Genomic DNA, 12,729 nt, shown 5'->3' with positions numbered 1-12,729 from the left:
GTCGGCATGCGCCTGTAGGGGCATCACCCTGGTCTATATGGGCATTGTCCGCACCGGGATCAAGACCCGGTGATTTGGCAAGACGTGGAAATGCTGCTTTTTACCACAAATCGTCAGTCGGCGGAACCTGCAGATTACAGGGTTATTGACTGGACTGACCGCAAAAGACAGCAGCGGCGCCTGTTGGCGCCGCTGTTTGAGGAGGGGAGTATTACTTGAACCAGCTGGAAACCAGCATCACCAGGTAGTCCCACAGACGGCTCATCAGGCCACCTTCCTGCACCTCTTCCAGGGCAACCAGCGGCACCTGCTTGATCTCCTTATCCCCTTGCTTCAGGAACACGGTACCGACGCGCTGACCCTTGGCCAGCGGGGCCTTCAGCTCGCTCTCGAGCTGGAAGTCGGCCTTGAGGTTGTTGCCCTGGCCGCGGGTGACCAGCACGGAGACGTCCTGGTCGACGCCCAGTTTCACCTCGGACTTGTCGCCCATCCAGATCTTCTGGGTCACCAGCTCGGTACCGGCCTTGTACGGGGTCAGGCTCTGGAAGAAGCGGAAGCCGTAGGTGAGCAGCTTCTTGCTCTCTGCAGCGCGGGTGGCTTCGCTGCTCGCGCCCAGCACCACGGCGATCAGGCGCATGCCTTCGTTGTTGGTGGCGGAGGAGACCAGGTTGTAGCCGACCTGGCTGACGTGGCCGGTCTTGATGCCGTCAACCTGCAGGGACTGGTCCCACAGCAGACGGTTGCGGTTGTGCTGGGTGATGCCGTTGAAGACGAAGGACTTCTGGGCGTAGATCTTGTACTCCTCCGGCAGGTCGCGGATCAGGGCCTGGCCCAGGCGCGCCATGTCGTGAGCGGTACTGTAGTGACCCTCGGCATCCAGGCCGTGCGGGTTCATGAAGTGGCTGTCGTTCATGCCGAGCTTGGCGGCCCAGCTGTTCATCAGGCTGGCGAAGGAGTCGGTGCTGCCTGCCAGGTGTTCGGCCATGGCGACGCAGGCGTCGTTGCCGGACTGAATGATGATGCCCTTGTTGAGATCATCGACGGAGACCTGCTTGCCCACCTCGATGAACATCTTGGAGGAGTCGGAGTAGTTCTTGGACCAGGCGTTCTGGCTGATGGTCACCATGTCGGTGCGCTTGATGTTCCCCTTGGCCAGCTCCTGGCCAATGATGTAGGAAGTCATCATCTTGGTCAGACTGGCGGGGGGCAGACGCTCTTCGGCGTTCTGTTCGGCCAGCACCTGACCGGAGTAGTAGTCGATCAGGATGTGGGCCTTGGCGGAGATCTCCGGTGCGGCGGGGACCACCATGGGGGCGCTGTTCAAAGTGGGGACCGGCTGGGCGGTCGGCAGTGCCGAATCCGGCGTCGGAACAGGCTGGTTGGCCTGAGCGGTGGCGCTTAACAGGGAGGCCAGAATAACGGAACGGGCAAATTTGGACATCTTGAAATTCCTGGTGCCTGGATGGGGTGTACCCAAGTTGAAAAAAAGCGGGCTTCACTATACCAGATGTGCTCGTCGGTCATAGCCCGAGTTGCGATCTGGACGGGATTTTATGGGTTTTCCCCCGACCTCACGTCGTATCCCGGCGTGAGGTCGGGGCTGCGCTCAGGGCACGATGAAGGCCTGCTCCAGCCCGCCCTGGCGGATCTGATCCAGCAGGGCAGCCTGCTGATCGGCCGCCACCGGCCCCATCAGGACGCGGAAGACGGCGCCATGGGTCACCACCTGATAGGGCACGCCGTAGCGCTGGGTCATCACCTTGCCCATGGCCTGGGCCCGGGCCTCGGAGCCGCTCGCCAGCACCTGGATCATCTTGCCCTCGGCCGTGCCGGTCTTGGGGGCGGAGACGGTGCTGGTCGCCGTCTCGGCTGGTGCCGGAGCGGCCTTGGCCGGTGCAGTCGGGGCCGGCGTCTCGTTGACGAAGGTGTCGGCGGCCGGCGCCGCAGGCGCCATCGGTGTCATGGGGGCCATGGGCACCATCTCCACCATCTGGTCCGGCTGATCGGTGATGAGCTCGAGGCGTACCCTGGCCTCGCCACCTTCCACCATCTCCAGCTGTGTGGCGGCGGCGTGGGAGAGGTCGATCAGGCGGTCGCTGCCGAAGGGGCCGCGGTCGTTGACCCGCACGATTGTCTCCAGCCCGTTGTCCAGGTTGGTGACCCGCACGTAGCTTGGCAGCGGCAGGTTGCGGTGGGCGGCGCTAAACAGGGTGCTGTCCAGCACGTCGCCATTGGCGGTCTTGTTGCCGTCCAGATCCCTGGCGAGCCAGCTCGCTGTCCCCTCCTCGCTGTAGTGCTTGATGTCGCGCCACACCTCGTATTTCTGCTTGCCAATCCAGTAATCCCGGTTGCCGCTCTGGCTCATGGGTTCGGGTCGTGGAATGGCGCCGGTCGCCTGGGGGATCTCGATGACCTGAGGCTTCTCCTGGGGGACGGGCTCTGGCGGCAGCGGCTGGGGCTCCGGCTGGCTGCTACAGGCGGCCAGCAACAAGGTCAGGCTGAGGGGGAGAAGTTTGTGGCTGTAATGCATAAGCGTCCTGGATGGCTTGACTGAGTTGATGCACCGCCATCGCATAGAGAGGGCTGCGGTTGTAGCGGGTGATCACGTAAAAATTGTGGCGCGCGACCCAGTATTCCGGTCCTTCGGCCTGCTCCAATGCCAGCAGTTTTACCGGCGTGTCGGGTGCCAGCGGGGTGGCGAGTTCGATGCCTGCGGCCGCCAGCTCGGCCCAGCGCTGCTTGAGCTCGGGCTCGGGTGCAAGCAGGGTACCTACTGGAGCCAATCCGATCAAGGCGGGTTCGACCACCGACTCCCCCCAGCGCCAGCGGTGCAGGGCGAAGTAGTTGGCCACGCTGCCGATGGCATCCGCCGGGTTGGCGAAGAGATCCCGCTTGCCGTCGCCGTCAAAATCGACCGCGTAGTGACGATAGCTGGAGGGCATGAACTGGCTCATGCCCATGGCGCCGGCATAGGATCCCTTGAGGGTGGTGAGCGGCCACTTCTCCTCCCGGGCAAGCAGCACCAGTTGGGCAAACTCCTTGGCAAAGAAGTCGGCCCGCTCGGGGTAATGGAATCCCAGGGTGTAGAGGCTGTCGAGCACCGGATGGCGGCCCATCTGGCGGCCATAGAAGGTTTCGATGCCGATGATGGCGACGATGAGGGCGGCGGGCACCTGGTAGGTCTGCTCGGCCCGGGCCAGGGTGGCGGCATGGCGCTGCCAGAAGTCGACTCCGCCCCGGATCCGCTCCGGGGTGACGAACAGCGGCCGGTAGCGGTGCCAGGGCTTGGCCTCCCAGGGGCGGCTGATGGTGTCGAGCACCTCCTGACGCAGACTGGCCTCGCCGATGGCGGCCTGCAACTCGGCCAGCGGCACCTGCTGCTGTTCGGCCAGCAGGGCGAGCCCTGCTGGCGAGACGGTGGCGCCCGCCGTCAGGGAGCAGACGCAGAGCGCCAGCCAGCCGCGCTTCATCAGGCGAGCAGGCGCCTGTGGGTCTGGATGGACATCAGGACGCCGAAGCCCGCCATCAGGGTCACCATGGAGGTGCCGCCGTAGCTCACCAGCGGCAGGGGCACCCCCACCACGGGCAGAATGCCACTCACCATGCCCATGTTGACGAACACATAGACGAAGAAGGTGAGGGTCAGGGCGCCCCCCAGCAGGCGTTCGAAGCTGTTCTGGGCCTGCATGGAGATGAAGAGGCAGCGGCTGATGATATAGAGGTAGATCACCAGCAGGAGGGCCACCCCTACCAGACCGAACTCCTCGCTGAACACGGCGAAGATAAAGTCGGTGTGGCGTTCGGGCAGAAACTCCAGCTGGGACTGGGTGCCTTGCAGCCAGCCCTTGCCGAACACGCCCCCTGAGCCGATGGCAATCTTGGACTGGATGATGTGGTAGCCGCGGCCGAGCGGGTCCTTCTCGGGATCCAGCAGCATCAGCACCCGCTGACGCTGGTAGTCGTGCATCAGGAAGAACCAGAGCACCGGCATGAAGGCGCAGATGAGCAGCACCGCGAGCCCGATGAGCCACCAGCTGATCCCCGCCAGGAAGATGACGAAGAAGCCGGAGGCGGCCACCAGGATGGAGGTGCCGAGATCGGGTTGGGCCGCGATCAGCAGGGTGGGCAGCAGCACCATCACCAGGGCGATCATCACGTGGCTGAACTTGGGGGGCAGCGAATGGCGGCTGAGCCAGGCGGCCACCATGATGGGCATGGAGAGCTTCATCACCTCGGAGGGCTGGAACTTCATGAAGCCGAGGTCCAGCCAGCGCTGGGCCCCCTTGCCGATGTGACCGAACACGTCCACCGCGATGAGCAGCAGCACCACCACGGCGAACAGGGGCACCGACCAGCGGGCGTAGAGGGAAGGGGGCAGCTGGGCCATGCCGATCATCAGGGCGAAGGCCAGACCGCCGCGCACCAGCTGGCGCACGATGGCGTCAACACTCTGCCCCGATGCCGAGTAGAGCACGACCATGGAGAGGGTCATCAGGGCCAGCAGACCGAGCAGCAGCGGCAGATCGATGTGCAGCTTGTACCAGATGCTCTGCTGGCGGGCAGAATTACTCATTGGGAACGACCTCGCTCGGTTGGGACGGCTTTTCCGGTGCCGGTGGCAGCTGGGGCTCGGGCGGAAGCAGGTAGGCGTCCAGCATGTGGCGGGCGACCGGCGCCGCCATGGCGCTGCCACCCCCGGCGTTCTCCAGCACCAGGGCGACCACGGCCTTGGGCGCCTCGAAGGGGGCGAAGGCGACGAACAGGGCGTTGTCGCGGTGCTCCACCTTGGTGGTGGCCGCGTTGTAGACCTGGTTCTCCTTGAGGCCCACCACCTGGGCGGTGCCGGACTTGCCTGCCGCCTTGTAGGGGGTGTTGGCGAAGGCGCGGCGTCCCGTTCCCTCGTGGCCGTTGATGACGCGCCACATGCCGTCCTTGGCCACCTGCCAGTAGGTGTCGCTCTTGGCGGCGATGGCCACGTTCGGGTTGATGGGGGCGTTGACCACGCCGTCCGACGAGGCGGTGCTCTTGAGCAGGTGCGGTGTCACATCGTGACCGTTCTGTGTCAGGATGCTGATGGCCTTGGCGAGCTGGATCGGAGTGGCGCTCCAGTAGCCCTGGCCGATGCCGATGGAGATGGTGTCACCCTGGTACCAGGGCTGGCGCCAGCGCGCCATCTTCCAGTCGCGCGACGGCATGACCCCCTTGGTCTCCTCGTAGAGATCGACGCCGCTGTACTGACCGAAGCCGAAGCGGGTCATGTAGCTGTTGATCTTGTCGATGCCGACCCGGTAGGCGAGATCGTAGAAGTAGGTGTCAGCCGATACCTCGATGGCGCGGTAGACGTCGAGCCAGCCATGACCCCAGCGACGCCAGTCGCGGAACTTCTTGGTGGTGCCCGGGATGGAGAAGCTGGGCCCGCCGAAGTAGCGATAGTTGGGGGTGATGGCCCCCTCGTTCAGCCCCATCACCGCCATCATGGGCTTGACGGTGGAAGCAGGGGCATAGATGCCCTGGGTGGTGCGGTTCACCAGAGGCCGGGCGGGATCGTTGAGCAGCGCCGAGTAGTTGGTGCTGGAGATACCGGTCACGAACAGGTTGGGGTCGTAGCTCGGGCTTGATTCCATGGCGAGGATGGCGCCGGTGTTGGGCTCCATCATCACGATGGCACCCCGGCGACCGGCCAGCAGCTCCTGCGCCTTCAACTGCAGGCGGATGTCGATGTTGAGGTAGATGTCCTTGCCGGGCTCGGGGGGCTGGAACTTGAGGGTGCGCACCACCCGGCCGCGGTTGTTCACCTCGACCTCCTGGTAGCCCGCCACGCCGTGCAGCTGATCCTCGTAGAACTTCTCCACCCCCTGCTTGCCGATGTCCTTGGTGGCGGCGTAGTTGGCGAGTTTTTCCTCCTTCTCGAGGCGCTCCACGTCGCGGGTGTTGATCTTGGCCACGTAGCCCAGGGCATGGGTCAGGGTGTCGCCAAACGGGTAGTAGCGCTTGAGGTAGGCCTCGATGCTGGCTCCCGGGTAGTTGTGCTGGTTGACCGAGAAGAGGGCGACCTGGTACTCGCTCAGCTTCTCGTACAGGGGCACGGGCTTGAAGCGGCGCTGGCGCTTCACCTCCGCCAGGAACTTCTCCTTGGTCCCTTCCGGCAGGGCCAGCAGGGTGATGAGATCGTCGGCGGTCTTCTCCAGGTTCTCGGTCTCTTCCGGTACGATTTCCAGGCTATAGACGGGGCGGTTTTCCGCCAGCAGCACGCCGTTGGCGTCGTAGATCAGGCCGCGGGGCGGTGCCACCGGCACGACGCGGATGCGGTTGTCGTTGGAACGGGTCTGGTAGGTGTCGTAAGACTCTACCTGCAGGTAGTAGAGGTTGCCCAGCAGCACCAGCATGAGCACGACCATGCCGATGTAGGCGACCAGGGTGCGCCGGAAGAACAGACGTCCCTCGGCACTGTGATCGCGCATTTCGATGCGATTCTTCAGCATGCCGTTACCTTATGGCTGACGTGTGATGGAGAGTGACGGTACGGATAGGCATGCTCAGGCTCCGGGGGCCGGGCGGGTGAGCGGAATGCATAGGCTCTGCATGGGTCACTCTCTGTGATACGGGTGATTGGTGGTGATGCTCCAGGCTCGATAGAGGCTCTCGGCCACCAGGACCCGCACCAGCGGATGGGGCAGGGTCAGGGGCGACAGGGACCAGCTCTGTTCGGCGGCGGCCTTGCACTCGGGGGAGAGCCCTTCCGGGCCGCCCACCAACAGCGCCACGTCCCGGCCATCGAGCTTCCAGGCTTCCAGTTGCACGGCGAGCTGCTCCGTGGTCCAGGGCTTGCCCGGAATGTCCAGGGTCACGATGCGCGAGCGGCCGGCGGCCGCCAGCATGGCTTCCCCCTCCTTCTGCAGGATGCGGGGAATGTCGGCATTCTTGCCGCGCTTGCCTGCGCCTATCTCGAGGAGTTCGAACGGCATGTCTTTGGGGAAGCGGCGACGATACTCTTCGAAGCCATGCTCTACCCAGGCAGGCATCTTGGTGCCCACGGCAATCAACTGGATTTTCATCTTTGGTTACGCTGTCGCCCTTTATTACGAATTCATCTGAGCGGCGCCGCTCCAGAGTTTTTCCAGTTGGTAGAAGTCGCGATACTCATCCTGCATCACGTGGACGATGACAGACCCCATGTCCACCAGCACCCATTCGCCGGTGAGTTCCCCTTCCACGCTCAGCAGATCGAGGCCGGCATGGCGCGCCTCGCTGGCGAGGTTGTGGGCGATGGCACTGACATGACGATTGGAGTTGCCGGAGCAGATGATCATGGTGTCCGTGATGCTGGATTTGCCGCGTACATCGAGGGTGATGATGTCGCGGCCTTTCATGTCATCGATCTTGTCGACGATAAAGGCGAGCAATTCTTGGCCTTGCAATGTCTTCTCCTGTCTTCCGGCGCCAGAGGGCGGCGGATTATATCATGGTCACTCCCGTTTCCCAGCCTGGCAACGGGAAGGTGCGGGCCGCCATGTCGCAAGGGCAGCCCCTCAAGGATCACTATAGTGCGCAACCGGTCCTGACAATAGTCGGGTCTGTGCCGGCTACGCCTCAAGGTGTCGGCTCGAAGCCCTCTTCTGCGGATGACCCCGCCGACGGTTGATAGAGCCCGTGCTGCCGGATGTAGTCGGCAACCGTTGCGGGCAGCAGATAGCGGGGATCCCGCCCCGCCGCCAGCAGAGCCCGCAGCCCCGTGGCCGACAGCTCGATGGGCAGGTTGTCTGCCAGCCAGATGCGGCCGTGGCGCAGCCGGTGCAGATCTGCCACCTCGCGGGTCTGGTGGCGGGCCAGCAACTTGGCGATGGGGGCTGGATAGTCCGGCTGCCAGCCGGGGCGGATACTCACCACCAGGTGGGCATGGTCGAGCAGCTCCCGCCAGCGGTGCCAGCTCGGCAAGCCGAGCAGGGAGTCCATCCCCATCAGGAAGCAGAGCGGGGTATCAGGCAGATCGCGTTTCAGCTCGATGAGGGTGTCGATGGTCCAGGAGGGAGTGTCCCGCTTGAGCTCCCGCTCGTCCACCACGAATCCCGGGTTCTCCGCTGCCGCCAGCCTGACCATGGCCAGGCGCTGCTCGCTGGAGCAGAACGGATTGGCGCGGTGGGGCGGGATGTGGTTCGGGAGCAGCCTCACCTCGGCCAGGCCCAGGGCCTCGCGGGCCTCGATGGCAGGCCTCAGGTGGCCGATGTGGATGGGATCGAAGGTACCGCCGAGGATGCCGATGGGCGCTTTCAGCATGGATCCGCCTCCAGCAAAGGCAGGGGGGCGCCATCGCGAAAACCGAGGGCGATGGTCTGCAGCATCAGCCAGGCCCCTTCGGTATCGAAGCGGCGCTGGGCGTCGTCCAGTTGCGCCATCAGTTGCCACAGCTGCTGCAGCTTGGCAAAGGGGAGTCGGGTCAGGGCCTGCTGGATGAGCTGCTGGCGGCTCTGCCAGATGCGCAATCGGGTGAAGTGTTCCACCAGGGGTTGCCCGGCGCGGGCGGCCAGCGCCAGCTCGGTGAGCTGTTCCAGCTCGCGGCACAGGGTCCAGGCCAGCATGCCGGGCTCGGTGCCCTCGGCGCGCAGGGCCAGCAGGATGCGCTGGGCCCGGTTCACCTTGCCCTCCAGCAGGGTATCGACCAGCTGGAACGGGGTGAAGTGGGCGTGGCGGATGATGGTTTCCTGCAGGTAGGCGACCGTGATCGGCTGGGGGGGCGAGAGCAGGGTCAGCTTCTCTATCTCCTGGCTCGCGGCCAGCAGGTTGCCCTCGTAAGCGTGACACATGAAGTTGACCGCATCCGGCATCGCCTTGAGACCGAAGCGTTGAAACCGTGCGCTCATCCAGCGCGGGAAGAAGCGGGGCTCGGGGTGGTTGACCGGGACATAGGTGCCGCTCTGACTCAGCTTGTCGAACCAGGCTGCCTTCATCTGGGTCTGGTTGAGGCGAGCGCCGCTGAGCACCAGCAGCAGATCGGGGTGGAGCTGCTTGCCGATCTCGCTGATGCGGGCGGCCAAGTCCTTGTCGACCTTGGCCGGCAGCTCCAGCTCGATGATCTGGCGGGCGGAGAAGAGGCTCATGGCCTGGCAGGCGTCATGGACCTGGTTCCAGTCCAGCCCGGCTTCCACCACGAAGCTGTGGCGTTCATCGAAGCCCTGCTTGCGCGCCATCTGGCGCACGGCGTCGATGGCTTCGAGCTTGAGCAGGGGCTCGTCCCCAAAAATGAGATAGCAGGGCTTGAGCCCTGCCTTGAGATGGTCCGCGAACTGCTCGGGATAGACTCTCATCAAGATACCTGCATCAGAATCTGACCTGACTGGGGTTGATGGATCACCAGTCCGGCGGTCGGATAGATCCCCATCAGAACTTGACCTGGCTGAGCTGGCGGATCACCAAGTTGGCGGCCTGTTCCTGCATCTCCTTGCCGAGCTGCTCCTGCTCGCGGGAGGAGGCGAGCGCCGCATCCGGCTTGTTCAGGAAGCTGCGGTTGAAGGTGATGGGGAAGACCTGGGTCGGCTGGCCCGGCACGACCACGGTGAACTGGGTGCTGTAGCCCAGCAGGTATTCGCGATCCTGGCCGATGGAATCGACGGAGGCGACCTGGCTGCTGCTGCTCACAGTGCCGAGGGTCAGCACCGGGATGCCCTCCTTGTCGGCGAGCTGCACGCCGGCCGCCTTGAGGCGGGTGGTGACCAGCCGGTAGAAGTCGCTCTTGTTGTCACCGACCACTTTCATGGTCATCAACTCGGGGGGAATGGCGGTGCCCCGCATCTGAAAACCGCAGGCCTGCAGCAGCAGCCCTGCCAGCAGGATGGCCATCCAGCGAGTGAAGATGGTGCCCATAAAAAATCCTCTTTGCATGAAGGGAAGAGCGGCGGGCGCAGGGCCCGCCGTTGTCATCCGTTTGCTGTGACCGCTTGGCAACCAGACAGTCAGCCTGCATGGCCAGGCGGTATGGCATCAGTTGGCCACGATGTTGAGCAGCTTGCCCGGCACATAGACGACCTTGCGCACGGTCAGCCCCTCGGTGAACTTCTGCACCGAGGCGTCGGCCATGGCCAGCTTCTCGACGTCCGCCTGGCTGATCTCGGCCGGCACGGTCAGCTTGCCGCGCATCTTGCCGTTGATCTGCACCACCACCAGCTTCTCGGTCTCGATCATGGCAGCCTCGTCGGCCACCGGCCAGGTGGCGTGGTCGATGTCCTCGCCCTTGCCCAGCATCTTCCACAGCTCGAAGCCGATGTGCGGGGTGATGGGGTAGAGCATGACCACGACCGCTTCCAGCGCTTCCTGCATCAGGGCGCGATCCTGGGCGTCGGAACCCAGCTTGGAGAGGTTGTTCATCAGCTCCATGACCGCGGCGATGGCAGTGTTGAAGGTCTGGCGGCGACCCACGTCGTCGCTCACCTTGGCGATGGTCTTGTGCAGCTCGCGGCGAACGGCTTTCTGCTCGCTGGTGAGGGCTGCCACGTCCAGCGCCGGTACGGCACCACCGGAGACGTGCTCGAAGGTGATGCGCCACAGGCGGCGCAGGAAGCGCTGGGCACCCTCGACGCCGGAGTCGGACCACTCCAGGGTCATGTCGGCCGGGGAGGCGAACATCATGAACAGACGCACGGTGTCGGCGCCGTAACGCTCCACCATCAGCTGGGGGTCGATGCCGTTGTTCTTGGACTTGGACATCTTGGTCATGCCGGAGTGGATGACCTCGCGGCCCTCGTTGTCCACGGACTTGGTGATGCGGCCCTTGTCGTCGCGTTCCACTTTGACGTCGAGGGGGCTGACCCAGACGTTGCCGCCCTTCTCGTCCTTGTAGTAGAAGGCGTCGGCCAGCACCATGCCCTGGCAGAGCAGGCGCTTGAACGGCTCGTCGCTGTTCACGAGGCCAGCGTCACGCAGCAGCTTGTGGAAGAAGCGGGCGTAGAGCAGGTGCATACAGGCGTGCTCGATGCCGCCGATGTACTGATCCACCGGCAGCCAGTGGTTGGCAGCCGCCGGATCCAGCATGCCCTTGTCGTAGTCCGGGGAGCAGTAGCGGGCGTAGTACCAGGAGGACTCCATAAAGGTGTCGAAGGTATCGGTCTCGCGGAACGCTTCCTGGCCGTTGTAGGTGGTCTTGGCCCACTCGGCGTCGGCCTTGATGGGGCTCTGGATGCCGTCCATCACCACGTCTTCCGGCAGCAGAACCGGCAGCTGGTCTTCCGGGGTCGGCACCACAGTGCCGTCCGCCAGGGTCAGCATGGGGATGGGGGCGCCCCAGTAGCGCTGACGGGAGACACCCCAGTCGCGCAGGCGGTAGTTGACGGTGCGCTTGCCGCGGCCGAGGGCTTCCAGCTTGTTGGCGATGGCATCGAAGGCGGCCTGGAACTCGAGACCGTCGAACTCGCCGGAGTTGAACAGCACACCCTTGTCGGTGTAGGCGGCGGCGATCACGTCCGGTGCGTCACCGTCGGCCGGCTTGATGACCGGCTTGATCTCGAGGCCGTATTTGGTGGCGAATTCGTGGTCGCGCAGATCGTGGCCGGGCACGGCCATGACGGCGCCGGTGCCGTAGTTCATCAGCACGAAGTTGGCGACCCAGACCGGCACCTTGCGGCCATCCAGAGGGTGAATGGCGTAGAGGCCGGTGGCCATGCCCTTCTTCTCCATGGTGGCCATGTCTGCCTCGGCCACCTTGGTGTGCTTGCACTCCTCGATGAAGGCGGCGAGCTCGGGGTTGCCTTCGGCTGCCAGGGCGGCCAGCGGGTGGCCGGCGGCGATGCCCACATAGGTCACGCCCATGAAGGTGTCCGGACGGGTGGTGTAGACCTCCAGGTGATCATCCTGGCCATCGACGGCGAAGCTGATGTTGACCCCTTCGGAGCGGCCAATCCAGTTGCGCTGCATGGTCTTGACCATCTCCGGCCAGCCTTCCAGGTTGTCGATGTCGTTCAACAGCTCTTCGGCGTAGTCGGTGATCTTGATGAACCACTGGGGGATCTCTTTTTGCTCCACCGGGGTGTCACAGCGCCAGCAGCAGTTGTCGATCACCTGCTCGTTGGCCAGCACCGTCATGTCGTTCGGGCACCAGTTGACGGAGGAGGTCTTCTTGTAGACCAGGCCCTTCTCGTAGAGCTTGGTGAAGAACCACTGCTCCCAGCGGTAGTAGTCCGGCTTGCAGGTGGCGAGTTCTCTGTCCCAGTCATAGCCCAGACCCAGCATCTTCAGCTGGTTCTTCATGTATTCGATGTTCTCGTAGGTCCACGGAGCCGGCGCAGTGCTGTTCTTGATGGCGGCGTTTTCCGCCGGCAGGCCGAAGGCGTCCCAGCCGATGGGTTGCAGCACGTTCTTGCCATTGAGGCGTTGATAACGGGAGATCACATCACCTATGGTGTAGTTACGCACGTGCCCCATGTGCAGTCGACCAGACGGATAGGGGAACATGGAGAGGCAGTAGAACTTCTCTTTGTCTACTTTTTCCACGGCCTTGAAGGTTTTCTTGGCATCCCAGTGCTGCTGCACTGCTGGTTCTATGGATTGGGGAACGTATTGCTCTTGCATTGGTGACATCCGGATCTGTGAAATGAATAGATAAAACGGCTGGGAAATCGCAATAGAATACCCATATCCTGCGGCGGCAACAACCGCCAGCATCCGCCCGGTGTCAGGCCCGGCCACGGCACCCTGGCGGTTTAGCCGAGGAGCTTGGGGAGCGAGGGCGACAACCACCGCCCG

The 12,729-nt window shown here is 63.9% G+C and carries 11 protein-coding genes; all 11 read right to left on the bottom strand.

Going from position 1 to position 12,729, the window contains the following annotated elements; translation table 11 throughout:
- Positions 1-211: 211 nt before the first annotated feature.
- On the bottom strand, positions 212-1,441 hold the full coding sequence (locus BN1136_RS12995; protein ID WP_043762195.1) for a D-alanyl-D-alanine carboxypeptidase family protein: 1,230 nt from the start codon (positions 1,439-1,441) through the stop codon (positions 212-214).
- A gap of 165 nt (positions 1,442-1,606) precedes the next feature.
- Positions 1,607-2,530, bottom strand: coding sequence for a septal ring lytic transglycosylase RlpA family protein (locus tag BN1136_RS12990; RefSeq protein ID WP_043762194.1), 924 nt, complete (start codon positions 2,528-2,530; stop codon positions 1,607-1,609).
- Entirely contained in the window at positions 2,472-3,470 is a 999-nt protein-coding gene (gene mltB / locus BN1136_RS12985) for a lytic murein transglycosylase B (protein WP_043762192.1), read from the bottom strand. The genes BN1136_RS12990 and mltB overlap by 59 nt, the downstream gene beginning before the upstream one ends.
- Complete coding sequence (gene rodA / locus BN1136_RS12980) at positions 3,470-4,573, bottom strand: rod shape-determining protein RodA (RefSeq protein WP_043762191.1); 1,104 nt, start codon at positions 4,571-4,573, stop codon at positions 3,470-3,472. The genes mltB and rodA overlap by 1 nt, the downstream gene beginning before the upstream one ends.
- Complete coding sequence (mrdA, locus tag BN1136_RS12975) at positions 4,566-6,482, bottom strand: penicillin-binding protein 2 (RefSeq protein ID WP_043762190.1); 1,917 nt, start codon at positions 6,480-6,482, stop codon at positions 4,566-4,568. The genes rodA and mrdA overlap by 8 nt, the downstream gene beginning before the upstream one ends.
- Positions 6,483-6,587: 105 nt before the next feature.
- The gene (rlmH, locus tag BN1136_RS12970) at positions 6,588-7,055 is read right to left on the bottom strand and encodes a 23S rRNA (pseudouridine(1915)-N(3))-methyltransferase RlmH (protein WP_043762189.1); all 468 of its coding nucleotides are present in this window, start codon (positions 7,053-7,055) and stop codon (positions 6,588-6,590) included.
- Between the two features lie 24 nt (positions 7,056-7,079).
- On the bottom strand, positions 7,080-7,418 hold the full coding sequence (gene rsfS, locus BN1136_RS12965; protein ID WP_043762188.1) for a ribosome silencing factor: 339 nt from the start codon (positions 7,416-7,418) through the stop codon (positions 7,080-7,082).
- A 172-nt stretch (positions 7,419-7,590) separates the two neighbouring features.
- Positions 7,591-8,274, bottom strand: a complete 684-nt coding sequence (gene nadD, locus BN1136_RS12960; RefSeq protein WP_043762187.1) for a nicotinate-nucleotide adenylyltransferase — start codon at positions 8,272-8,274, stop codon at positions 7,591-7,593.
- A complete protein-coding gene (gene holA / locus BN1136_RS12955) occupies positions 8,268-9,302 on the bottom strand; it encodes a DNA polymerase III subunit delta (protein WP_043762185.1) in 1,035 nt (344 codons plus the stop codon). The genes nadD and holA overlap by 7 nt, the downstream gene beginning before the upstream one ends.
- Positions 9,303-9,375: 73 nt before the next feature.
- A complete protein-coding gene (locus tag BN1136_RS12950; RefSeq protein ID WP_043762184.1) occupies positions 9,376-9,858 on the bottom strand; it encodes an LPS-assembly lipoprotein LptE in 483 nt (160 codons plus the stop codon).
- Positions 9,859-9,975: 117 nt separating this feature from the next.
- Complete coding sequence (gene leuS, locus BN1136_RS12945) at positions 9,976-12,555, bottom strand: leucine--tRNA ligase (protein ID WP_043762183.1); 2,580 nt, start codon at positions 12,553-12,555, stop codon at positions 9,976-9,978.
- Positions 12,556-12,729 lie beyond the last annotated feature (174 nt).

Source organism: Aeromonas taiwanensis, assembly GCF_000820165.1.
GTDB classification, from domain to species: domain Bacteria; phylum Pseudomonadota; class Gammaproteobacteria; order Enterobacterales; family Aeromonadaceae; genus Aeromonas; species Aeromonas taiwanensis.
This window is presented reverse-complemented; position numbering and strand designations above follow the sequence as displayed.